This is a genomic window from Desulfosporosinus lacus DSM 15449, from assembly GCF_900129935.1.
Taxonomy (GTDB): domain Bacteria; phylum Bacillota; class Desulfitobacteriia; order Desulfitobacteriales; family Desulfitobacteriaceae; genus Desulfosporosinus; species Desulfosporosinus lacus.
The window spans coordinates 824,255-848,155 of the sequence record NZ_FQXJ01000003.1 but is presented as its reverse complement, the minus strand read 5'-3'; the positions used below and the strand labels follow the sequence as shown (position 1 = coordinate 848,155).

Here is a 23,901-nt window from a genome sequence, read left to right as displayed (position 1 = left end):
ATTCTCAAGAATTCTCATAGACCCAAAAGGAAGGCGGCTTCGATCCACAGGAGTGAACCCATTGCATGGAGGGCTACCCTAATTTAACTTTGTCGATTAACGCTTGACGAGCGTCTGCCAACATGTAGATTGAGCCCGTTACGCAAAGCATGTCATTTTCCCCCAGACATGTGAGGGCAAAAATAACCGCTTCCTTAGGGTCTTCGATGCAGGTTACCGGTCGGCCAAATTGTTCCGCTAAACTCCCCAAGGCTTTCCAGTCCCCTGCGCGAGGGGAATTTGGCCGGGTGACGATGATTTCATCCGCCAGAGGCACGAGCATTTTGACCACCTTTTCTCGTTCCTTATCCGCTAACATCCCTAAGCAAAGGACAAGTCGATCCCGTGCATAAAGGGGTATTGCTTGCGCTAAAGCTTGTGCTCCATCAAGATTATGGGCCCCATCGAGGAGGATTTTAGGCTTTAAGGAAAGCAATTCTAAGCGGCCGATCCATTCAACTTCACGTAACCCGGCATAGATGGCCTCTCTGGGAATATTTACTCCATATTCACTTTGCAATACTTCACAGACTGTTACCGCTGTTGCAGCATTGCTGAGTTGATGTAAACCCATGAGCCGCAGACGCAGCTTAGAGTAATTGGCATGCAATCCCACCAGGTCGAATTCCTGTTCCAGCTCTCCGCTCCACTTGCTTTCCCAGCGAACATCTTCCCCGACCAACCAAAGAGGTACCTCCATAGCCTTGGCCTGGTCACGCAAAACTTGAATCACCTCCGGATCCTCAGAAGCTGTAACGACAACGGAGTTGGGTTTAATAATGCCTGCTTTGACTTTCGCAATTGAAACTACATCTGAGCCTAAATAATCCATGTGATCCATACTTACATTCGTAATGACGGAAATAAGAGGGTTAACCACATTGGTTGAATCGATGGCTCCCCCTAAGCCCACCTCTATCAAGGCATAGTCGACGTTTTTCTCAGCGAAATAGAGCAAGGCCAGGGCGGTACTCACTTCAAACTCAGTGGGATGCTCGAACCCTTCAGAAACCATGTCTTCCAGATGGGGACGCACACGGCTGATCATTTGAATAACATCTTCCTTGGAAATCATAAGGCCATTGATTACCATACGCTCTCGGTAATCATGCATATGAGGGGAGGTAAAGACCCCAACCTGATACCCTGCTTCCCGCAAAATTCTGGCGATCATTACGGTCGTCGAACCTTTGCCGTTTGTACCACCTATATGCACCACTCGCAGGGCCTTTTCCGGATTTCCCATTCGCTTAAGCAGTTCTTTAATCCGCCCCAGCCCAAAATTGATACCGAAAGTTGTCAGTGTAGTGAGGTATTGTAAGCTCCCTTGATATTCCTGATCAAGATTGTTATCAGACATAGCATTAACCCTCCTGCGCAAACATGATTTCGATTCACGATTTATGCTCAACGAGTTACAATTCCTGTGTAACCAAGTAACTCCTGCAACACTAATGCCAACTAAATTTTTCTTAGCAACCAGCTAGGCTTTAACCTGCTAAAGTTAAGGCGTATCATCCCTTTTAGTTTAATCCCTTTTAAATTAAATACAACCTTGAAGCTAGCCTTGCTTCAACTCGTTTAAGCGCTCTTCTAAAGCGACCCTGCGAGCTGAGAGTCCTTCCAGTCGCTCCCGTTCTTTCGCTACGACTGCCGCCGGTGCTTTGCTGGTAAAGCCCGGATTATTCAGTTTAGTCTCCAATACTTGTTGGTCCTGTAAAGCTAAAGAAATCTCCTTTTCAATACGGGCAACTTCCTTATCCAGATCCATCAGTCCCTTTAAGGGGAGATATATTTCTACCCCTCCCAGAACGGCACTTGCAGATTGAGAGGGTTTCTCTGTCAAAGTCTCAAACAATTCTACACTGGCCCCTCCGGCTAATTTCAAGATATCTGCCTTCCCGTTTTCCAGCACGGCTCGTTGGGTCTGATCCGGGGCGAGGATTATGATCTCCACTTTCTGCCCGGGTGACACCTTCATTTCCGCCCGGATATTACGGATGGCTTTGATAGCTTCCATAAGCAGGGTCATATTCCCTTCGGCCACCGCATCTCTGTAGGCAGGTACTTCAGGCCAAGGCTGCATCATGATGCTTTTTCCTTGGACGGGGAAGTTCTGCCAAATCTCTTCCGTCAAAAAGGGCATAAAGGGATGCAATAGTCGCAGAGTTCCTTCGAGGACTTCAAGCAGCACGGATTGGGCAGTGTGCCGGGCCAACACATCTTCTTTATTATAGAGGCGCGGCTTTGTGAGCTCAATATACCAATCACAGAACTCATTCCAGATAAACTCGTATAACAAGCGTCCGGCTTCGCCAAGATCAAACTTTTCCAGAGCCCCGGTAACATTCTCCACTGTGGATGCATAGCGGGTTAAAATCCAGCGATCTGCCAAGGCGAGTTCTCCGCGAGGTCCCTCTTCATAGTCTTCTAAATTTAAGAGTACATAACGTGAAGCATTCCAAATCTTGTTGGAGAAATTTCTGGTGGCTTCAAGCCGCTCAGGGTGAAAACGCAGGTCATTACCCGGTGTATTACCTGTAATCAGCATGAAGCGCAGGGTATCTGCTCCGTACTGATCAATTACTTCAATAGGGTCTACACCATTGCCTAAGGATTTACTCATTTTACGACCTTGAGCATCCAATACCAGTCCATGAATCATGACTTTTGGGAAGGGAACTTCTTTCTTAAATTCCATAGCCATAAAAATCATACGGGCAACCCAGAAGAAAATGATATCCCTTCCCGTTACTAACACAGAGGTGGGATAAAATTGTTCCAATTCCGGCGTTTTCTCCGGCCAGCCCAAGGTGGAAAAGGGCCACAATCCCGAGGAGAACCAGGTATCTAAGACGTCAGGATCTTGCTTTAACTGATCCGCTCCACAGGTCGGACAGCTAGAAGGATCTTCCTTTGAACAAATTTCAGCACCGCACTTCTCGCAATACCAAACAGGAATGCGATGCCCCCACCATAACTGTCGGGAAATACACCAATCCCTGATGTTTTCCATCCAACCCAGGTAAATTTTATCAAAGCGGTCCGGAACAAATTCCAATCGCCCATCACGCACCACATCAATGGCAGGCTCAGCCAGGGGCCCCATTTTCACAAACCATTGTTTACTTACTAAAGGTTCGATGATGGTAGAACAACGATAGCATTCCCCTACTGCATGGGAATGGGCATCAATCTTAACCAACACTCCGGCGGTTTTTAAATCTTCAACAACCGCTTTACGTGCCTCAAAACGATCCATTCCTTGGTACTGTCCCGCATTTTCATTCATCTTCGCTTCTTTATCCAAAACGATAATCTGAGGCAACTTATGACGGAGACCAATTTCAAAGTCATTAGGGTCATGGGCAGGGGTGATCTTCACTGCACCTGTCCCAAACTCACGATCAACGTACTCATCTGCAATAATTGGAATTTCCCGATTCATCAGGGGCAGAATCAAGGTTTTACCGATTAAATGTTGATACCGCTCATCCTGTGGATGAACAGCCACCGCTGTGTCCCCCAGCATGGTTTCCGGTCGGGTAGTTGCTACCACCAGGGACTCCTGGCTGCCTTTTACCGGGTAACGCAGATGATAGAGGTTGCCATCCCGATCAGTATGTTCCACTTCAATATCTGAAATTGTCGTATGACATTTGGGACACCAATTGACTATGTAATTCCCACGATAAATGAGCCCTTTGTTATAGAGATCAACAAAAGCCTCACGAACGGATCGTGAACATCCTTCATCCATGGTAAAGCGTTCACGTTCCCAATCACAAGAAGAACCTAATCGGCGCAACTGCTGCGTAATTCGTCCACCATACTGCCTTTTCCAATCCCAGACCCGTTCTAAGAATTTCTCTCTTCCCAGTTCATTGCGACTGGTTCCTTCCTTCGCTAACTGCTCCTCTACCTTGGCTTGAGTTGCAATTCCAGCGTGGTCCGTCCCCGGAACCCAGAGAGTATTAAACCCTTGCATCCGCTTAAAGCGCGTCAAAATATCCTGAATCGTACTGTCCATGGCATGACCCAAGTGCAAGGCACCTGTAACATTCGGCGGAGGCATAACAATACTGAACGCCGGCTTATCCTTATTCACCTCTTCATGGAAGAAGCCATTATCCTCCCAATACTGATACCATTTGCCTTCAACTAAGCTGGAATCATATGTTTTTGCCATTTCCACTGTGTCTGTTTTCGCTATATTCTCTTCCATTATTAACGAACTCCTTTCGTCTATTTAATCTGCCGTTTTTAGCTCTGTGGCAGGATCTGTCTACTTTTAGTGTAACCTGTGGTTCTACTGAACAACCCTAGCGAACAAGGACGGATCTTAAGTTCTTATCCTGGGGAGGGTCGCGTCACACTTGCTCAACCATGCGCTCGTCGTGCCAAACTAGGGCTTTAATCCGTTATGAAAGCGGGCAGGGCGAAACACATGTGTTTCGGCCAAAGCGGCGTCCGTGCCGCATGGCCGGCGGGAAACGTCCTGTTTCCCGCCCTGCTTTATGCAAGCGGATTAAAGCCGAGTTTGGCTACGACTCACGCAAAGGTTTCGCGCCGTGTGATCGCGACCCTCTGAGGCTTAGGGAGACGTAGGGTCACGTGGGACGGTTCTTAATGGACGCAGTGTCACACGAGCACAACGTCTTTACATAAAGCAGATTAACAAACTTCCGTTTAAGCAACCGACCCCAGATGCGGGGCAGTGTACAGGGTCCCCTCCCGCCATCCTGCAAGAAGGCTAATCCGTGCGAAAACAGTGTTTTCGTGGGCTACAGGGGCACTAGACCATCCATGGTCGTCGGACGGCTCATCTGGCACGATAGTCTCCAGTGACGATAGTCTCCAGTGGAGACTATCGCCGAAGCCGCTATTCTCCAAACGATACTTACCGGCGTAGGATGATTATCGCCGTAGGCGGGTTCTTTAAAATGATACTATCGCCGAAGGATGAACCCCGCTCCCCAAAGCCAGTCGCTTAAACGGTTAGTTTGCTCTGCGTCGTATGACCGAGCGCCGTGTCACTCAAGTCAAAAAAAGCCTCTCCTCCTAGCAAAGGACGAAAAGCTTCCGTGGTACCACCTTTATTCTGAGAAACAAACGTTTCCTCAGCTCTTGGCATTGCTAACGGGTTTTTCCGTCAGAGAGTACTTCATTCCCCTCTGCCCCTCCTGTGCGACCTTAGCGTTTCCCGAAAAGGCCTTCCAGCTATGGCCCTTCTCTCTGAACGGTAATTGTCACTATTCCTCACATTCTTTGGGTTTATCTCGATTAACTTACAGTTGAATACATTATACTCGGCACAATAAATCTTGTCAAAATGGTACAACCAGCGACACCGACAAAAACAGATAAAACTAAAATTGATGCGATTAATTTTTTGAATAGTTTCATAGATTTCTTTTCTCCTTTTATATTAGCATATCTTTTTCAGCAAACTAAAAGAAGCCACTCGTATAAGAGTAACTTCGAAATATCTACATATATTATAGCATGGATTCTTCATACCTTAATTCAATTAACTTTTACGCTATTATGGCTATTTGGCAATGATTTAGGTGATAGTTTGATTTCTAAACTTCTGGAATTCATCAATTCTCTTGCTGCATGTCAGACTTTGATCACTATTCCAAAAAGCGATGCAAGGGACGCCATCGAACCAGCGACTCCGAGAATGCTTGTCAATAAACCAAAAACTCTTTCCGTTTTCTTTTTATCGTTATTCTTATAAGATTCCTTTAAATCTTCGGCAAGATATTCCGCCTGTTCTCTTGAACCTCTATCTTCAATTTGTTCAATTTCAGTCCTTAGTTCACTAAATATTCTTTCGAATTCTTCTTGCTTGCCTCCAAAACATTGAACAGTATCATCACTCTGGATAGCTATACCATTTTCCAACTTCGATTGATTAAAACTACCATTAATACTTCTATCATTCAAGTTATTTCCTCCTTCAGAAAGAAATATATGTTTAGCGTTGGGAGCAAGTACTTGTATCATCCTTGGAGCTTGAAGAGATTCTCCAACATATTTTTCTAAGTCCCATGCGACCTCAGCCTCTTTCAACGCTGAGCTAACTGCAGATACGGACGAATGTTCGTTTTTTTTTCTTCATAGATATCTGCCTTAAACTGATCAGTAACTTCAAAAACCGGGAAGTAATCACCTGGCCTTGCATCGAATTCTATACCGCAATACGGGCAGAATACAGAACTGTCTGCCTTAGCTTTATCATTTGATAGCTCTATTCTCCGTATGCAAGTGTCATTTGGACACCTTAATTCCCATTTGATGATAAGTTCTCCGTCGATTACTAATTGTAAAAGAGCCTCAAAGGCTACATTTAGAGGGACTTGAGCATACTTTGCAGCAGCTGAAGGATAAAATTGTTTAACACGGCTGAAAGCCACAGTATCGACAAATCGACTAATCTTACGCTTTATCTGGTATGCTTGCATGCCGTTCCCTCCTTAGTAATACTTCTTTAGCTTTATACTAATATAACACGATTTCGAACAAATTCAACTACAGATTCATTCGCTGGAGTGTTAAAATAAATACTTTTACTCTTTAGCCCAACCCTTACTGTATAAGGTTTTTCTACCCCTCCGTCTGGAAAGCTAAATCGGATGAATCCACTCTGGTGGTCAAGATATGGATTAAAACAGTCATAAAGGGGTAGTCCCCGCAATTCACGTTCTCCTCCTAAGCCTACTCGTTCCATCCCCCCCAAGATAAGAGCAGTAAAAGGAACCGCGATAGTTTGTTCATCAAATAATTCATCAGCCTTTTTCAGGCAAGTCTCGACAACAGTAATATCCTTAGTATTAAAATATTCATTTAGCGAGGCTAATATGTCTACCACTACTTTGGCCTCATCTGCGCTAATATCTGCCAGAAGAAGCTCCGGTTTAGATACGGTATCAATGAGTTCGCCATTTAGCTTGTCCGCAATATCATCGATTGGTTGATCAAAAGGAGTAATTATTTGCTCAAGCGTAATTTCTTTTCGCAAAATCCTAACAAAAGCGGAAGCAACTTTTTCTGCTTTTTTCGAATCTGCCCTTACTTCAATGATACCCAGATCTTCATTGACATAAACTGTCGTTATTTCGCTTATTGGTGATATATTCATTTCATTTCCGTAGTACTCTTTTTTTACGCCATTCTTATACATAAATCGCAAGTAATACTCGCAAACATATTCGCCGTTAGCCCCAGCAATTAAAACTGGTTCAGTTGTCAACTGCTCCTTTAGGGGAAGCTTCACTTGTTCAAAGGGATTAAATCCGGCATTTTCAATGACCAATTCCCTCGAACCTCTTAAGCTCTCCCTGCTCTCTAAGCGAAACCATGTTAGAGAAGCTTGTCCAACAAGTAATTTGTTTTTGGATTTCTCCAAGACGTTCTCTGAATTTTGGCCATCGCGAATATGCTCCCATACTCTCTGCGCAAGCTCATATGCTGATCCGCCGTTATCTAAATTTAAATCTGTACAGATTTCGGTTAATGTTATTTTGGGAAGTCGTGTGATATCATTAGCAAATACCACATTTGGTATGGTAAACATTTCAGACGCCTCCATATATTAGTAACTACACCTAATATATACGACAAATATTTAAGTTTTTCCTTTATGAAATAGCTAAATATTCAAAAAATATTTCAAGTAATAAATACTTAACATTTCTGATTGATTCTCTTTAAAGAAAAAGACCCAATGGCCGCTCAGGAGATTCCAGAAGGCTGGGTCGAGGGACATATAATCCTAGAAAATACCGAAAATGGTTACCGACATTACGTTTGCGGAGTGCCGATCCCATGCCGGAAGCGCAGTTCAAGTCAAGTTCGGCGGTGGTTGAATCGCTGGCCGATACGAGTGGAGCTTTGACGGTAAAAGCCCCATTAGAATCCATAGTGGTTGCGATGTGATTTATGTGAATATGGAGCATGTTGTCCGGGTACGGGGTGAAAGTTTTTTAGGGAGAGCATAACAAAAACGTGAGCCTCACTGAAAGGTTAGAAGTTTGTTTGTCTTGTAGGGGGCGATTAGCGTTCGAATAAGTTCAATTTGCATACAAAAAGAGGTTCGAGCATTTAAACTTTGAACCCTTTTTTTGTAGTCTAATCTTGCCAATCATAAGCAGGTTTTACTCCCGTTACTTTAGCCGTCCATTCATCCAGTGCCACGAGATCATTGGGACCAAGCTCTGACAAACTTGTCTTTCCGAGAGCCCTAACCCCCTCTTCCATTTCCAGAGCCATGGATTTGAGGACATTGGCCACACTTTTACTAGCCAATGGGATATCTAAACGTTGCTTATAGGGAGAATTGTACCAAATCAACTGAGTTAAGGGTTCCCAGGGGAGAATCTTCTGAATTTGGTTGTGAACTAATCCAAACAGAGGAACGGTTCCTAAATAGATGGCATCCGCACCTAAGGCAATCGCTTTAAGGCATTCCCCAGGTGTTACATATCCTCCTGAAACCACTAAACTCACTTCTTTTCGAGCACCCTGCTCCCGCAAAAAGCGTTCCGCCCGAACTAAGGCCAATAAACTTGGAATTCCCATATCGTCGCAAATCAAGGGTGATGCTCCAGAGGCTGCACCTTGGGCTCCATCGATGACAATCACATCAAAATCTGCTTCTAAACAGACGGCCAAGTCTCTTTCTAACCCCCCCGTCGCCATAATCTTAATGGCAATGGGTTTTCCTGCCGCTTCTGAGCGCAAATCCGAAACATACTTTGGCCAGTCCCAAGGAGTGTTAATTCCCGGGGTTACTGCTGAAGTAACAACAGATTCCACCGGAGAAATGCCCATTAGTCTTTGGGCCTTTCCCTTTACAGTACTGGGTTCTTTAGAAAAATACCCCACCCTGGCCCCCTGACCCATCTGAACTTCCAGCATATCTGCAGAGGCTATACCTTGTGAGCTGTGACCCCATTCACTTCGACTTATTTGCCAAATGAACTTTCCCGCTTCGTCTCGTTCCTCTTGTAAAAAAGGTCCTTCTCCGGAATTTGTGGCAGTACCCATTTGTTTCGCTGCCCTTGCTAAGGCTCGTTTAGCTTCTTCGCTGAGACCTAACCCGAAACTCATGCCGGTAATCATCAGCGGGATATCGATCTGAAGGGGTTTTTCGGCTTTGGCTCCTAAGGTTACCTTCATATCTACCGGAATCGTTCCTTCTTTAGGCAAGCGTGCCATTTGGGCCCCAACAAACATCAGAGTATCGTAATGGGGCAGTGGTTTTGGTGATCCTAAGGGGCGCTGAATGAGCTTTCCCTCTTCCGCTCGCAAACTGATTTCCAGGATGTTTTGTACGGAGGTACGACGTACTGAATTCCAAAGTTCCATCAAATTTTCCGAGTACTTATCTCTCAGCAACCTTTCTACGACCAACCCAAAAAGTCGTTGGGCTATGGCTCGAAACCAATGTTTACCAACGAAATAAAAAAGAATCAAAAGAATTCCTATAGCAATAAGTGTTCCCACTACTGAAAGTGCAACAATGAGCAGGGCCGTCTGTAACAACAAAGGTCAATCCTCCACCTATTTAATTCAAGCAACCAATACCCTAAGCTTAACAAGCTTAGTCTGTACTTCTCAGTCAATAATATTCGCCAACTAAGCTAAATTTTCCATCTCTGGAATTCAAATACCATTTGTAAGAAAAAGGATTTTTCGTTTTTTAGCGAAGTATATCGGGTAATCATTGTTCACTTAAAACATTTTCATTTACTTTTTAAGAGATTTATAAGAGATTACTAGAAAACTTAACAGTTGTCTCACAAAACAGTCCAAAAACGAGGAGGAAAAAACTTAATGAATAAAACTAAAAAAACCTTAGCTGCCTTAGCCATCGCAGGTATGACCCTCAGCATGCTTCCTTTCAATGTATTGGCAGCAGGAACAGTCCCGCAACGCTTAGCAGGAATAACCGCCCCAGAAACTGCTGTAGCAATTGCTGAACAAACCGGGTGGACAGGCACTGCTATTTTGGCCTCCTCTACTTCTTATGGCATGGTTGATGCACTGACTGCAGGACCGCTTGCCTCCTTCCTTGAAGCTCCTATCCTTCTGCAAGAGGCTGGTTCAGTTCTGAATGAAGCCACTAAAGCTGAACTTATTAAACTCGAAGTTAAAAAAGTTTATGTTACCAGTGGTACGGCAGTCATTAGTCAAGCAGTTTTAAACGAGCTTGCTGAGATGGATATTACAGTTGTTTCCCTTGGCGGAAAAGATCGATTCGAAACCTCTGTCAATATCGCTAATAAAATGGTGGAACTCGGTGCTTCAATAAGCAAAGTCGCAGTTGCTTACGGTTGGTTAAATCAAGATGCACTCTCTATCGCTTCGATAGCTTCCGCTCAAACTCAGCCAATTCTCTTAACAGAGGCTAATTCTCTTCCTGAAAGTGTTGGAGAGTTTCTGACTGAAAATGAAAGTGTTATCTCAACGGATGTTATTGGTGGAACAGCTGTCATCAGTGAAACTGTCAAAGCTGAGCTTCCTGGCGCTAACCGCTACTTCGGCAACACAGCCTATGATACGAACGTAGCAGTGCTTAAAGCCTTTGACGATGTTTTAGAGTATGATAAGGTTTTCTTAGCCAATGGCGAAACTGCCATCGATGCTTTAGCAGGAGCCCCTCTGGCTGCTCAATTCAATGCCGGTATTGTTCTCACTAAAGGCAGTGCCAATGAAGGCACAGAATATGCGAGCAGTAAACTGTCTGCTGCCAGCGTAGTAACTGCTTTAGGCGGTACAGCCGTAATTTCGGACAGCGTACTTGCGGATATAGTTGCAGCTCAAGTTGCCGCGGAGGCAAAAGCAGCCGCTCTTGTGAAAATTGAAGGTATTGTAGAAGGTGAGGATGCCTCATCTATATCTGTTCAAGATCTCTTAGATGCAGGCGTGACAAAGGCTGATGTTCTTGAAGTGAATCTGGAGGCTTATCAAACTGCCATTTCCGGCGCAGCAGAGTTGGAGCTCGACTCCACCGAAGAAATTCAAAAATTGGTTACCGATGTAAACGTTGCTGAAGCAGTCAAAGCTGCTGAGGCAAAAGCTGCAGCCATCAAAAAGATTGATGAGATTACCCTAGTTGCAGATGCCTCAAACGTAACTGTTCAAGATCTCATTACCGCTGGTGTCAATGCAGATGATGTTATCGCTGCAAACCTGGCCGCTTACCAAACTTCGATTTCTGCAGCTGCAGACTCTGCACTTAACTCCACTGAAAAGATTCAGAAAATGGTTACCGACGTGAACGCTGCTAAAGCTGCAGCGGCAAAAGCAGCAGCCATCTTAAAGATTGATGGAATTGTCCTAGCTGCAGATGCCTCAAGCGTGACTGTTGATGATCTCATTGTCGCCGGAGTCACTGCAACTGATGTTATTGAAGCAAACCTGGCCGCTTATCAAGCCGCGATTTTCGTAGCTGAAAACTCAGCCTTGGACTCCACTGAGAAGATTCAGAAAATGGTTACCGATGTAAACGCTGCTGAAGCAGCTAAAGTTTCCGCGGCAAGGTCAGCAGCAATCTTAAAGATTGAAGGAATTGTTCTGGCTGCAGATGCCTCAAGCGTAACTGTTGATGACCTCATTGCTGCCGGTGTCACAGCAGAAGACGTTATCCCTGCGAACTTGACAGCCTATCAAACTGCAATTTCTGAAGCAATAGATTCAGCCCTAAACTCCACTGAAGAAATTCAGAAAATGGTTACCGACGTGAACGTTGCTGAAGCTGAAGCCGAAGCCGAGGCTGAAGTTCAACAATAAGATTAGAAATTCCGTAAACGAAAGCATATGGGGCCGTAACGAAACTTGAGATTTTTTCAAGCTGGTGGTGCGTTATTCCAAAATAGAGGACTGTACACCTTTGAAGTGGTGAACAGTCCTCTAATATATAAGGGGATTACAAATAGAGCGGGGATGTAATAAACCGGAAAACAAGTTTTGTTACATCCCCTTCTTTAATATAAACAATCGATTTTTATATTAACCGTTTAAGTTCACAGTTGTCCCGCCATATCACTTAGAGAGCGTTGTAACGCCATGCTCCCTATGCTTGCCCCCATTTTCCATGGAAAACCATTTCAGACATAGTCCTTCGAGGGCGCGGACGTCGTTCCTCAGCTGCATACCCCAAAGGAGTCATAGCCACAACTCGAACATCCTCCGGAACATTTAAGGAAGCACGTACTTTTTCTTCACTAAATAGGCCCTGCCAGCACGTCCCCAGTCCTTGTTCTGTTGCTGCAAGAATTAAATGCTCCATCGCCAGCCCCGCATCAAGCATCATATTTTCCTTGCCTTCCCACACTTCCGATTCCCTGATCACTGCACAGAGCACAATGACGATGGGAGCTGACATCAGAGCTTTACGCCCCGGGTTATTTTCATCCATGCTTTCAGCCATAGATTGCCGCCCTGCTGGGTCATCGATCACAATAAAGCGCCAACACTGCATATTCTTCCAAGATGGCGCTAACCGCGCGCATTCCAAAGCATACTCCAGTTTCTCCTTCTCAACCGGCTTGTCCAAGTAAGTACGTAAACTTCGACGAGTCTGAGCCAATTCTAAAAAGTTCATTTATAAAATCCTCCCCATATTTAAATTCTTCCAGAGAACTCATTCAGCTAAGCTGAAAACCGAAGGGCCTCCCCTACAAGCCTTCGGTGATTAGTGCACTCCTTCAGCTAAATCTGAACATCGAGATTTCGGTGACGTGAGCCTCTGTAGCGATAGTCTCCAGAGGAGATTCATCGCTGAAAGCGCACGGCCATCACAACAACTGTTGCGCTGACGATAGACCTTATGCTGAAGGCGCAGATCCATAGACGAATATATTCGCGCTGTAGGCTGGACTCTACCTCCATCGCGCCAAGTGTTCCTATCGGAAAGGCGCTCGGCGATACTCCTATCCTACGCCGTTAGGCATTCCTATTGGGACCACGGCTTCGGCGATGCTCTCCATCGGGGGAACATCGTACTGGAGAATTTCGTTACCGAACCCGAATAAGGAAGACTACTCATAAGAAGTAGGAGTCTCTTTGAATTGATAACAAACTCTCAGCTGAGCAGAAGTTTTAGCTCTGGTTGTACTTATCTTATTCTGACTAATTACTTCAAATTCCTGCGTGAATCATATAATTTTCCGATTTTTCTTGTTATTGCTCCCACCAAGGCTTTGCTTTTTCCTCTCCTCTATCCCACACTACCAAATCATTTCGCACCTGATTTGGCGCTCTTGTCGCAATGGCAATCTCATTCGTAGTTTCATTCTTGGTCTTATTCTTAGCCCCATTCGCAGTCTCATTCTTAGTCTCAGGTTCCCTGTCCCAAGGCCATTCTATGACAGGTTCACGCCTTGTTTCTGAAACCTCCGCGAACTCCTCATCATAGCTGTCGATCCAATTTAGCTTGGAAGGGTTTGCCCTTGGGGCAATGTCTTCTTCAGTATCCCACTCAAAATTGCTGCTGCCACGATCTTCCCTGCCAAATCCCGCATAGGAAGGGGTAAAACGAGTCGAAACCGTTGCCTTTTTTCCTGCTCCAAAAGCTCCTGCCACTAGGCCAATGAGCGCCCCTTCTCCAAGGATTTGGATAAAACCCAATCCCCGGATTGGTAAAAACAGTGCCAACAACAACGTTCCCACTGTAACATAGCCTGCCCCGGCAACTCCGCCCATATACCACACTTTACTTTCCTTGGCTGTGCGGTACCCACCCACCAGACAACTTGCTAAAAGCCCGATATCTAACAATTTAGAAATACTTAACCCTCCCAGGCCCATGGAACTCCATACAATACCGGCGAAAAGAGTAAGTACCGTGACAAGTAAGGCCGTGGTGATTCCCCTTAAGACATATGAACCCACTCCCGCACTCCTCCTTTTTCAAGATAGTTCTATACATAACTACGTCGGACTCGTCCAATTCATTCCATTTTCCAACCCATTATTATCCATTATCATGTCTCTTTCTTCTCGAATATAGTGTGCTATGACATAAAGAAAACTTGGCTAGCGCCCGAAGACACTGTCTTCGCACGTATTAATCATTCTGTCAGCCATAGGCGCAGGACAGGGATGTCCAAGTGTCCCTGTAGCCATGGACGGCGAGAAGGGACCGCAGGCGGTAGCTTAGTTGCACTTATGCTTCCAGAAAGTATATAACGAAAAGTTATACTTTCTGGCTAGTATAAAAAAGGGAGGATTTCCTAATGGATTACGCACGCTATATCGTTAATGCCGGGGATACCATCTATAAAATAGCTAAAGCCTACAACATTGAAATGGCTGAAATCATCCATCTTAATAATTTAAAGCATCCTGATCGAATTTATGCAGGTCAAGTTTTGCTTCTTCCATTCCAAGGAACCTGTGAACAACCGCCGTCAGAGCCTGCACCTATACAAATTCCCGAACCTACCTATACATATGCCATGTGGCTGTATGAGGCCTATGCAGGGAAGGATTCGGAATTAACGGCGATTACAACTTACCTTTATCAGGCAGTACTTTTAGACCGTCCGGAATTCGATGCCTTGTTAAGGCCTATTGCCTATGATGAAATGCAACACCTGGAGAAATTAGCCCTCGCCTTGCGTCATCTGGGTGTCGACCCCAAATACGGCTCATTAAGCTGTGGTCATTGGGTCGATTGGCGATCTCGTTTTGTCAATTATACCACCGACCTTTGCATGCTCCTTGACTCTAACATTGAGGATGAGGCCAGAGACCATCGCGAGTATCTTGAGCTCGCAGAAAAAATACCTATTCCAGAAATTCAATGCATCCTAACTGAAATAGCAGCTGATGAAGAACGCCACTACCACTTATTCTGTCAAGCGAAGCAACAATACTGCAGTGAATTTTCTCCGCCTCCGCCTCCGCCATGTTCTCCCCCCCCAATCTATACCCCGATTGAGGAGCCTGAGCCTGTTCCGATCATTGATCTCCCGGGACCTCATGACGGAGGAAGAGGTTAATTACCTCTTTTCAGTTGGCATTAGATCCGTTATACTAGGAATATCGTAATCCAGTGCCACAACCATAATTTCTGTCCTTGATCAGAATAGGTCGTTGCGTATCTTACGCAACGACCTTTTTATATTAGAAAGGAAGTAATCGGATTGAAACTAAGCAAAAGCCATGGGGCTGATCTTTCTTTGCTTTTGGTTACCCTAGTTTGGGGTTCAACCTTCGTCATTGTCAAATGGGCCATCGAGGATCTCCCACCATTCCCCTTTCTGGCGGTTCGCTTTGCCCTTGCATTTGTGAGTTTATTACCATTCCTCTGGTTCCAAAGAAATCATATTAATAAAGCCTCCTTACTCTGTGGTGCAACTGCGGGAGTCTTCCTTTTCTCCGGCTATGCTTGGCAAACAGTCGGTTTGCAATATACGACCTCCTCAAATGCAGGGTTTATTACCGGGCTCTCTGTCGTCTTTGTTCCGGCCTTAGTCACCTTAACGACCCGGAAGCTTCCCAGCCGAAACCTAATCTTCGGAATCCTATGTGCTTTGACCGGTCTTGCTTTCCTTTCCTTAGGCAACAGTTTTCAACTTAATCGGGGCGACCTGATGATTCTTGTTTGTGCCTTAAGCTTCGCCTTACATATTTTCTTTGTTGGACGTTATGCTCCTCAAACAAATGCTACAGTTTTAGCCAGTTTTCAAATTCTTACTGTAAGCGTTCTAAGTGGGCTTGCTACCCTTCTTTTCCCACAGCCCGCAATTCACTTCAGCTCAACAGCTTGGTTTGCTTTACTGGTTACCGCGATTCCTGCAACTTCACTGGCTTTCTTTGTTCAAACCAAAATGCAGCAATTCACTACTTCCACCCACACCGCCCTCATTTTTTCTATGGAACCTGTTTTTGCCGCCGCCTCTGCCTATTTTCTTGCCGGTGAGCTATTAAGCCCTAAGGGATTTTTTGGTGCGGGACTAGTCTTAACGGGTATGCTGATCGCAGAGTTTAGTGGATCGCAAAGCGAATCACCGTCATAATAAACAGCAGGTAAAAAGCTCCTCCAATCAGGAGGGTGGTGGGATAAATTGCCCCTTTTCGACTCAGGGAAATGTAGGGTATAATCGCAGCTCCTAATGCCAGCAGTGCACTCCACAATGCCAAGGCATCCAGTTTCCAGGGCGTAAGAGCAATTCCGATGGCAGGGATTACGGAGCTTTGGAACACCATGGCTCCGGTTAGGTTTCCCATGGCTAGGGTGTCTTTGCCCTTCCGAATCCAAAGAACACTATTAAACTTTTCCGGTAACTCTGTGGCAATGGGCGTAATAATTAAGGCAAGCACAAATACCGGAATTCCAACGGCTACAGCAATGGGTTGCACTGCGTTGACAAAGCGATCTGCCCCAAAGACAATTGCTATCAAAGCCAAGGTGATTTGCAAGAGTATCATGGACATGCTCGGGTTACCGGAGCTCCTGTCCATATAAAGGGGTGCTAATTCTTCATGTTGGCAACCATCCTTGCAATCACGTATTGTCTGGTATACATAGATCACATAGGCTGTAACCAAAGTCATCGCTGCTCCATTTTTAAGGGTTTGAGTGGGTAAAAAGGATGCCAATATAGCCAAAGAATAAACAATGAGAAAAAACTTCAGATCGTGTCTTACGACTTTAGCATCCAGCCGTAAAGGAACATTCCGTCGGCGAAAAAACAATGCAGCAACTCCCGTAATAAAAAAAGCTACCGTCGCTAACATAAATGGGGCACCTAGAATAGCTCCTATGCCTATCTCCGCACCTTCCGGTCCTACGCCTCCGCCTAAAATGGCCATAATAGGAACCATGGTCTCGGGTAAGGCTGTGCCAACCGCCGCGAAAATACTCCCAACGGCACCCGCTCCAAGTTTGAGTCGTCTTCCCAGCCACTCAATTCCATTGGTAAAGGCTTCCGCTCCAATCAAAATGATACCTAAGCTTATAATGAGCAGTCCTATATCTCTCAAATGTTCCCCTCCCTTCTTTATGCTTATCTCCCGAGGGTCTCCCACCATACAGGCTAATTACTGATAGTTCTCACTCTATAACTATACTGGAGTGAGATTTTTTTATGATAAAACAACCCTCTTCCAAAGCAGAAAAGCCAAGATCCTTCTTTTGGACATGAAGGGGCCGTAACGAAACTTGAGATTTTTTTCAAGCTGGTGGTGGGTTATCCCAAGAAAGAGGACTGTACACCTTTGAAGTGGTGAACAGTCCTCTATTATATAAGGGGATTAACAAATAGAGTGGGGATGAAATAAACCAGAAAACAAGTTTCGTTACATCCCCTACCATCTCCTAACAAACTTTGTACTATATAGACCCAAAGGAGATGAGATGATGAAAATGCCACTGTAACTGCCATAGTAATAAAAAAAGCGTGCTGTCGCACGCGCTCAAATCAGTTATCCACAAAGCAAAAATTTTATACTTTCCTGTACAATAAAAAAGGAGCTATCTTAACGATAACTCTCTAACCGTTCATGGTGTCCGTACCTTTGAAACAAGCATATCTAAGGGAAGCCTATCAGAGTTCCTGGCTTTTCTCGTTCTTATATGATTAAATGAGTATAAAATTGGTCTCATTAATGGAATGCTAAATTAAAATTTCGGTCAAGCTAGCTCTTCCGTTGACCTGAGAACTCCGATTCCAGACTGTAAAGGGGGACTATGGTTTGAATTCTCGGTGGAAAAATCTATTCGAATTGGTTCAGATATTAGCCTTTGCTCTTATTCTGTCATTCATTGTCAGAACGTTTCTTTTAGATAACAGGATCGTGCCTTCAGGCTCCATGTTGCCCACCATCCAATTGCAAGATAGATTGCTCGTAGATAAACTGCTGTTCAAGTTTAGTGAAATAGAGCGTGGGGACATAGTCGTATTCCATCCTACTGCAAAATCCGGCGAAAAAGACGATCTCGTAAAGAGAGTCATCGGACTGCCTGGAGAGGAAATTCAGGTTAAGGATGGAAATGTTCTGGTCAATGGAACAGCGCTTGAGGAAGATTACCTTCTTGAAAAGCCGGATTACCAATACGATCCTGTTACAATTCCGGCGGATTCATACTTTGTCCTAGGGGATAATCGCCGAAACAGTAATGACAGCCACATGTGGGGTTTTTTGCCCAAGCAAAACATCACGGGGAAAGTTTGGATTCGTTATTGGCCATTTAATGCATTCGGAAAGTTAGACAGCTAAAGTAGGTAAATACGTCAAACGAATTGGCATTGAACCTGGCAAAAAGCAGATTACCGACATTCCTCTTATCATAAGTTTGTCGTTTGGTTATTTAAATACAACGTTTGCTTAACTTTAAATACAAAAGAAATATGGAAATTAAAGGTACGAATTCATCGGTGACGAATGATTTTAGTATTCCTGTAACATGGTGGAAAGCCCCCTTGCGAAGAAACATATTACATAAGCAAAAGACCACCTATAAAATAGGCGGCCTTTCATAAAAGATCGAAAACGTCAAGCCCCGAAGGCTTCATGTAAGATGGCATAATAATACCATAAAATCTAATCAAAGACAACAATTATCTTAACGCAATTTGTGATTTTATTGTGGCAGAAATCTTTGTTAATACATCTCCATCGACATTAAATATTCTTGTAGGATAAATCATTCGTTGCTTACTAATATTTCTAACACTTAATATATTTGCCCAATGTTTATCTTCTATATGTTGTTGAACCTACACGTCCTCGACGGTAAATCCCCCGATGACAAAGAATTGAGACGGAGGGAAATATCAATGATAAAAAGAATTCATATTTTAGGTGCATCTGCTTCAGGGACAACAACTCTTGCGAAGGCTTTATCAAAGGAAATAGGTTATTGTCATTTTGATACGGATGATTATTTTTGGACCTCCACTGATGTACCATTTACACAAAAGAGAAAAATAGAAGAGCGTCAAGAACTTTTAAAAAAAGATTTGAATAGTACATCTAAATGGATTTTGTCAGGTTCGTTATGTGGTTGGGGGGATATTTTCATCCCGTACTTCGATTTAGTAGTCTATCTGTCACTACCAAAGGAAATTCGGATAAAAAGACTAATTGAGAGGGATAGACAAAGGTATGGAATGGAAATAGAACAAAGTGGGAAGATGTATCAAATGCATAAAGAATTTGTAGAGTGGGCTTCGAAATATGATGAAGCTGGACCTGACATGAGAAGTAAGGCTTTACATGATCTTTGGCTTTCAAAATTACCCTGTCCAATTTTAAAAATAGAGGGCGATAAGACTGTAGAAGAACGTACGAATATAGTAAAGGAACACTTGAAACGGCTTGATATGTAAATGAATGCATTTATCTCTTAAGTCATCTTATCTCAGGCATCAAAAAGAGCCTGAATTTCAGCGCCATCTCTCCGGAAGTTTAACTTCGAATGGAAATCCTTTTACCCGACTGGTAATCGGGCAAAAAATACCCATCCCGGTCTTGCTATTATATTCCTTTGCGGATATAACCAAAGCAGGTCTGGTCCCTTGCTGTTCATGCAAGTAATTCTTTTAAATCGTATTTTTTTCGAGTGACGATGATCTTATCTCCATCAAGTTCGATATCAATTGGGGTCCCGTCATTAATTTTTATTGAATTAGCCATTGAAGCCGGTATTCTTATACCAATGCTATTTCCCCATTTCCGGGCCATTGCCTCCATAGTGTGTCACCTCATTTTTTTATTTAGTTTATACAAAAAATATACATTGTAATGAAATTTATCAACATTTGTCATTGAGTATGCCCAAAGCTATAATGAAGCAAAGAAAAACATATTTTGGGCTGGAGATTGGTACCCGATATCTCTTGGTGAGGTGTTTTACTCGTTAAGCTTCGTTCTGATTTAGCAGAGTTCTATATTTCCGATAATAATAGTCAGTTTTTCTATGTAACCTAGAAACGCGCTAGTTCACATAATTTCGTACCTCATTTAGTAGAATTTACGGAGTTGAACTATTATAAAATTGACAACCATATATAACGAAAGTACTTATTTATTATTATTTACACAAAAGAGGTTTAGTTATGATTATAGTTTATAATAGAGAAACTAAGACATATGAAACTGAGCAAGTAGCAGGAAATACGTATCTAAAGTGGACTTATTCTTCACCTGTTGGAATGAAGCTATTAGAATTAATTGTAAAGAAAAAACTTTTTTCTAAGCTATATGGCTTCTTTTGTGATAGCAAAATAAGCAGAAAAAAGATTCCGTCTTTTGTTAGTGAATTTGGTATTGATCTGTCTCTCTGCGAAAAAAAACTAGAACAATTTGAATCATTTAATGATTTTTTTACTAGAAAGCTTACTAGACCCATAGATAGGGCATTAGGTTCACTAATATCGCCTGGTGATGGCAAACTTGTAGCCTATGACAATATTGACTTGAATAAATTAGTTCAAATTAAAGGGTATACGTATAGCTTTAGTAAGCTTATCGATGATCCCAGTATGGCGTCAAAGTTTTCAGAAGGTACCTGCCTAATTCTTCGACTTAGTCCCACAGATTATCATAGGTTTAACTTTATAGATAACGGTATCTGCGAAGAAACAAAAAAAATAAAAGGTGATTATTACTCTGTGAATCCAATTGCACTAAAGGCGGTAACTGAGCTTTTCTGTAAGAATAAAAGAGAATGGAGTATTTTTCATTCAGATAACTTTGGTGATGTATTATGTGTAGAAGTAGGTGCAACCTTTGTCGGTTCAATAATACAAACCTATTCTCCAAGAGAAATAGTAAAAAAAGGGGATGAAAAAGGGTACTTTAAATTTGGCGGCTCTACTACCCTATTATTTTTTGAAAAAGGTAAGGTAAGCATTGATGAAGATATCATTGCTCAGACAAATAAAGGACATGAAACAAGTGTAGTTATGGGTGAAAAAATAGGAGAGAAAGCCATTAGATAATTAAGAAGCCGTCCTTTTCGGACGGCTTTGATACTTAACAATCTTCTTCGCATTCCCTTGTTTTACTTATCCAAATTGCAGCTCCAGTAGCTAGGGCAAGGATGAATAACGAAGGAGGGCTAAACAAACTATCTGTCTTTCTAGTTCTCATTTTTATACCAAACATTCCTAAGACCTCCTTGCAATATTATATTGACAATTTAGGTTTTACAGTTATGCCCTCGTTATACCAGTTAAAAAATGTATCTAACATGAGGTATTGAGAAAGTGAAGGTTCGAACGGCACAAAATCCATAGCATTAGATAGTTAGTAAAGTCTTTACATTACCGTAGTTAGAGGCTTTTTATATCTATGAAACAGATTCCCCCTTATTTTTCACAAAAATTATGAGATAATAAGTCGTCTTAAGATGATATTGATATTCTAAGGAAGGCGGAGCAGGTATATCAATTAATCCTTTCTGGACTTAATGGTGGAAAAGAGGTTGTCTTCACAATTCCTATAGAGTACAGCATCGTTACTAGAGGAAGTGGTGACTATCTAACACATGAAATAACACCTAAAATGCCTAGGCACGGTATCAAGCTAGGTGGAGGCAGTGTCCCAATTCCCGGGAAAATGATACCTACGAAGCGAAGATAATTTTAGGGTAAGACGGAAGAATTTGTACTAAAACCAGGTAAAATTGATGGTAATATTAAGTTATGGAAGTAGGAAAATACGCTCTTGCCGCACTGTTTATATAAAGTGTAGAATACCCTCAATAAAGAGAACTCCATATTATCCCCTTTGCTTGGAGATGGGTCAAACAGGAATGAAAAAAGTGGGGAGGAAATTGAAATGCCTTTCTTTTTGAAAATTATTGCAAGTGCATTTCTACTTATTTATATTTTTAACCCGAAAATCGGTTGGATGATTTCTGAAGGATGGAAATACAAAAATGCTGAGCCGAGTGAAGTGTATTTAATAATTAACAGAATATTAGCTGTTGCCTTTTTAATCATTATTTGGTTCCTAGTTAGGTGAAGATACTAATGCAGACTAATGAATGTCATTCTTATTATGCGACACATCAGCAGGATATGCGTATCAGTAGTAAGGTATAAAAACAAAATTCAAAAGCATTTGGAGAGGGATTATAAATGAATCTAAAATCAGTTGGTATGTTGGCATTACTACTATTAATAGTTTTTTCAATGTCTAACACTTTAGGAACTGGTATAACTCTACTTATATTTGCAATTATTTTTTTGGTACAGGCTATCTTATTTAGCATTAAAACAGAATACTACGATAAATTTCTAAGTTTTACGAATCCAGGATTATACAGTGCCTACAGTGAAAAGGGTAGTGACTTCATTAGGAAAAAGAGAAGGATGAATATAATAAGTTATTACCTCTTTTCGGCCATCACAGGATTTAATGCATTTACACAAATAAGGTTAATGACTAAGATTGATGCAAGACCTTTATTTAATTATAGAGAATATTTTCCGTTTGCAATTGTAATTATGGTCCTAATTTTTCTAACAAATCATGCTTCCATTTTAACAATAAAGAAGTCTAAAACTGCTAATGAGGATTTAGGGTGGAATATAATCATAGGCATTGTACTTGCTATTATTTTGGTTGGCTTTGTAAGCTTATATGTTTTTCACTCAATATTTTAAGTTTAGCTACCTTTTGCCATAAAAATGATTCACATCATTCTTAATACTACGTAATAGGATTGTATATCTTCAAATATTCAAACATTCCGAACTAAAAAGACACGTTTAGCAATATCTAAGCGTGTCTTCTTTATAACATTTTTAGTACATTTACTAAAACTCAAACGTTGTCTACCATACATTATCTTGGTTTTAGTACACTACTAACTATAGATAGGCATAGCTTAAACCCTCTATAGTTAATTTCACTATAAATTTAATTAAGGAACCGACGATCCCAATGATATTTTAGTCTTTCCCTCTAACCCTTTAATCCGTATTGATAAGTAGATTCCTAAGAATCGCTCTTCGCGGCTTCCGCTGCACTTTCCTGGTTTAAACCCAAGATCTCTTCAATTGCCTCATTCAGCTCGGTTTTACCAACCCCTGACTGTGCCGAAAAGGGCAGGATCAGCGACACATCTTGGATATCTAACGCTTTGGCGATAACCTTCAAGTGTTTAGCCCACTGACCACGTGCAATTTTATCGACTTTGGTTGCCACGATCATGGTTGGAACCTGCATAGTTCGCAACCATTGCTGCATTTCGATATCTTCAACGCTCGGTGCATGTCGAATATCGACAATTTGAATAACCGCACGCAAAGGCTCACGCTTTTTGAGATAATGCTCCATCATAGGACCCCATTGGGCATTTACCGTCTTGGCGACCTTGGCATAGCCATAGCCGGGCAAGTCAACTAAAAACCAACCATCATTGACTCTATAAAAATTCAAGGTTTGAGTTTTCCCCGGTGTATTCCCCGTTCGCGCAAGGTTACGCCGTCCTAAAAAACTGTTAATCAGAGATGACTTACCAACATTTGACCGCCCAGCCATCGCTATCTCCGGCAATCCATCAACAGGATATTGCTCATATTTTACAGCAGAAGCTACATACTCTGCCTTCTTAATGACTATCAAGATACCTCTTCCTTTCGTGCAATTTTTCTTGACTTGCACTCTAACTTACATTCGTTTTCCCCTAGCTTCATTTTAGCACGACGAGCGCACGGCAGAACAAGTGTGACATGCCCCTCCCATAATGAACCTCGAACCATCTCCCGGTGCCTTCATCATCAAGCCCAAGAGGATCGCGATCACACGGCGTGAATGCCTTTGCGTGAGTCGTAGCCAAACTCGGCTTTAATCCGCTTTCATCCAGCAGGGCGGAAAACAGGGACG

The 23,901-nt window shown here is 42.8% G+C and carries 23 protein-coding genes and 1 other annotated feature; of the genes, 9 read left to right on the top strand and 14 right to left on the bottom strand.

Features of this window, described 5'->3' with window-relative positions; all coding sequences use genetic code 11:
* Positions 1-73 precede the first annotated feature (73 nt).
* The 6 genes from BUB11_RS04000 to BUB11_RS03980 form a co-directional block, all read right to left on the bottom strand.
* The gene (locus tag BUB11_RS04000) at positions 74-1,399 is read right to left on the bottom strand and encodes a bifunctional folylpolyglutamate synthase/dihydrofolate synthase (protein WP_073028028.1); all 1,326 of its coding nucleotides are present in this window, start codon (positions 1,397-1,399) and stop codon (positions 74-76) included.
* A 201-nt stretch (positions 1,400-1,600) separates the two neighbouring features.
* Positions 1,601-4,264 carry a valine--tRNA ligase gene (locus tag BUB11_RS03995; RefSeq protein WP_073028026.1) on the bottom strand — a complete coding sequence of 888 codons (2,664 nt, stop codon included), beginning with the start codon at positions 4,262-4,264 and terminating at the stop codon, positions 1,601-1,603.
* Positions 4,265-4,728: 464 nt separating this feature from the next.
* Positions 4,729-4,872: a hypothetical protein gene (locus tag BUB11_RS27985; RefSeq protein WP_207650023.1), complete on the bottom strand. Its 144-nt coding sequence runs from the start codon at positions 4,870-4,872 to the stop codon at positions 4,729-4,731.
* 231 nt (positions 4,873-5,103) lie between these two features.
* Positions 5,104-5,317 (bottom strand) — a binding site (T-box leader).
* A gap of 344 nt (positions 5,318-5,661) precedes the next feature.
* The gene (locus tag BUB11_RS03990) at positions 5,662-6,117 is read right to left on the bottom strand and encodes a hypothetical protein (RefSeq protein WP_073028024.1); all 456 of its coding nucleotides are present in this window, start codon (positions 6,115-6,117) and stop codon (positions 5,662-5,664) included.
* A complete protein-coding gene (locus tag BUB11_RS03985; RefSeq protein WP_073028023.1) occupies positions 6,114-6,509 on the bottom strand; it encodes a hypothetical protein in 396 nt (131 codons plus the stop codon). The genes BUB11_RS03990 and BUB11_RS03985 overlap by 4 nt, the downstream gene beginning before the upstream one ends.
* Positions 6,510-6,541: 32 nt before the next feature.
* Positions 6,542-7,621 carry a hypothetical protein gene (locus BUB11_RS03980; RefSeq protein WP_073028021.1) on the bottom strand — a complete coding sequence of 360 codons (1,080 nt, stop codon included), beginning with the start codon at positions 7,619-7,621 and terminating at the stop codon, positions 6,542-6,544.
* Between the two features lie 123 nt (positions 7,622-7,744).
* On the opposite strand from BUB11_RS03980, the gene BUB11_RS26825 reads away from it, so the two are divergent.
* On the top strand, positions 7,745-7,942 hold the full coding sequence (locus tag BUB11_RS26825; protein WP_143187532.1) for a hypothetical protein: 198 nt from the start codon (positions 7,745-7,747) through the stop codon (positions 7,940-7,942).
* 233 nt (positions 7,943-8,175) lie between these two features.
* On the opposite strand, the gene BUB11_RS03975 is transcribed toward BUB11_RS26825, so the two are convergent.
* The gene (locus BUB11_RS03975) at positions 8,176-9,552 is read right to left on the bottom strand and encodes an FMN-binding glutamate synthase family protein (RefSeq protein WP_427846296.1); all 1,377 of its coding nucleotides are present in this window, start codon (positions 9,550-9,552) and stop codon (positions 8,176-8,178) included.
* Positions 9,553-9,882: 330 nt separating this feature from the next.
* Here BUB11_RS03975 and BUB11_RS03970 point away from each other — a divergent pair, with 330 nt between their 5' ends.
* The gene (locus BUB11_RS03970) at positions 9,883-11,841 is read left to right on the top strand and encodes a cell wall-binding repeat-containing protein (protein WP_084110143.1); all 1,959 of its coding nucleotides are present in this window, start codon (positions 9,883-9,885) and stop codon (positions 11,839-11,841) included.
* Between the two features lie 283 nt (positions 11,842-12,124).
* Here the strand turns inward: BUB11_RS03970 and BUB11_RS03965 are convergent, their stop codons facing one another.
* Both BUB11_RS03965 and BUB11_RS03960 read right to left on the bottom strand, forming a co-directional pair.
* Positions 12,125-12,655, bottom strand: a complete 531-nt coding sequence (locus BUB11_RS03965) for a nitroreductase family protein (RefSeq protein ID WP_073028020.1) — start codon at positions 12,653-12,655, stop codon at positions 12,125-12,127.
* A gap of 578 nt (positions 12,656-13,233) precedes the next feature.
* Positions 13,234-13,944 carry a TIGR04086 family membrane protein gene (locus BUB11_RS03960; protein ID WP_073028018.1) on the bottom strand — a complete coding sequence of 237 codons (711 nt, stop codon included), beginning with the start codon at positions 13,942-13,944 and terminating at the stop codon, positions 13,234-13,236.
* 344 nt (positions 13,945-14,288) lie between these two features.
* Here BUB11_RS03960 and BUB11_RS03955 point away from each other — a divergent pair, with 344 nt between their 5' ends.
* Both BUB11_RS03955 and BUB11_RS03950 read left to right on the top strand, forming a co-directional pair.
* Positions 14,289-15,056, top strand: a complete 768-nt coding sequence (locus BUB11_RS03955) for a LysM peptidoglycan-binding domain-containing protein (protein ID WP_073028017.1) — start codon at positions 14,289-14,291, stop codon at positions 15,054-15,056.
* A 144-nt stretch (positions 15,057-15,200) separates the two neighbouring features.
* Positions 15,201-16,076, top strand: a complete 876-nt coding sequence (locus BUB11_RS03950) for a DMT family transporter (protein WP_073028015.1) — start codon at positions 15,201-15,203, stop codon at positions 16,074-16,076.
* Here BUB11_RS03950 and BUB11_RS03945 read toward each other — a convergent pair.
* Positions 16,045-17,043: a sodium:calcium antiporter gene (locus BUB11_RS03945; protein ID WP_073028014.1), complete on the bottom strand. Its 999-nt coding sequence runs from the start codon at positions 17,041-17,043 to the stop codon at positions 16,045-16,047. The two genes, BUB11_RS03950 and BUB11_RS03945, sit on opposite strands and share 32 nt — an antisense overlap.
* A 711-nt stretch (positions 17,044-17,754) precedes the next feature.
* Here BUB11_RS03945 and lepB point away from each other — a divergent pair.
* A complete protein-coding gene (gene lepB, locus BUB11_RS03940) occupies positions 17,755-18,279 on the top strand; it encodes a signal peptidase I (RefSeq protein WP_073028012.1) in 525 nt (174 codons plus the stop codon).
* A 560-nt stretch (positions 18,280-18,839) separates the two neighbouring features.
* Complete coding sequence (locus BUB11_RS03935; RefSeq protein ID WP_073028010.1) at positions 18,840-19,391, top strand: ATP-binding protein; 552 nt, start codon at positions 18,840-18,842, stop codon at positions 19,389-19,391.
* A gap of 57 nt (positions 19,392-19,448) precedes the next feature.
* On the opposite strand, the gene BUB11_RS03930 is transcribed toward BUB11_RS03935, so the two are convergent.
* Both BUB11_RS03930 and BUB11_RS03925 read right to left on the bottom strand, forming a co-directional pair.
* Complete coding sequence (locus BUB11_RS03930) at positions 19,449-19,565, bottom strand: hypothetical protein (RefSeq protein ID WP_242947455.1); 117 nt, start codon at positions 19,563-19,565, stop codon at positions 19,449-19,451.
* 22 nt (positions 19,566-19,587) lie between these two features.
* A complete protein-coding gene (locus BUB11_RS03925) occupies positions 19,588-19,755 on the bottom strand; it encodes an AbrB/MazE/SpoVT family DNA-binding domain-containing protein (RefSeq protein WP_242947445.1) in 168 nt (55 codons plus the stop codon).
* A gap of 365 nt (positions 19,756-20,120) precedes the next feature.
* Between BUB11_RS03925 and BUB11_RS03920 the strand changes: the two genes are divergently transcribed.
* On the top strand, positions 20,121-21,005 hold the full coding sequence (locus tag BUB11_RS03920) for a phosphatidylserine decarboxylase (RefSeq protein ID WP_073028008.1): 885 nt from the start codon (positions 20,121-20,123) through the stop codon (positions 21,003-21,005).
* Positions 21,006-21,039: 34 nt separating this feature from the next.
* Here the strand turns inward: BUB11_RS03920 and BUB11_RS28680 are convergent, their stop codons facing one another.
* A complete protein-coding gene (locus BUB11_RS28680; RefSeq protein WP_282433971.1) occupies positions 21,040-21,171 on the bottom strand; it encodes a hypothetical protein in 132 nt (43 codons plus the stop codon).
* A gap of 624 nt (positions 21,172-21,795) precedes the next feature.
* Between BUB11_RS28680 and BUB11_RS03915 the strand changes: the two genes are divergently transcribed.
* Together BUB11_RS03915 and BUB11_RS03910 are read left to right on the top strand one after the other, a co-directional pair.
* Positions 21,796-22,032, top strand: a complete 237-nt coding sequence (locus tag BUB11_RS03915) for a DUF6199 family natural product biosynthesis protein (RefSeq protein ID WP_242947444.1) — start codon at positions 21,796-21,798, stop codon at positions 22,030-22,032.
* A 116-nt stretch (positions 22,033-22,148) separates the two neighbouring features.
* The gene (locus BUB11_RS03910) at positions 22,149-22,676 is read left to right on the top strand and encodes a hypothetical protein (protein WP_073028005.1); all 528 of its coding nucleotides are present in this window, start codon (positions 22,149-22,151) and stop codon (positions 22,674-22,676) included.
* Positions 22,677-23,010: 334 nt separating this feature from the next.
* Here BUB11_RS03910 and yihA read toward each other — a convergent pair whose 3' ends face one another.
* Entirely contained in the window at positions 23,011-23,640 is a 630-nt protein-coding gene (gene yihA, locus BUB11_RS03905) for a ribosome biogenesis GTP-binding protein YihA/YsxC (RefSeq protein ID WP_073028004.1), read from the bottom strand.
* Between the last annotated feature and the right edge of the window lie 261 nt (positions 23,641-23,901).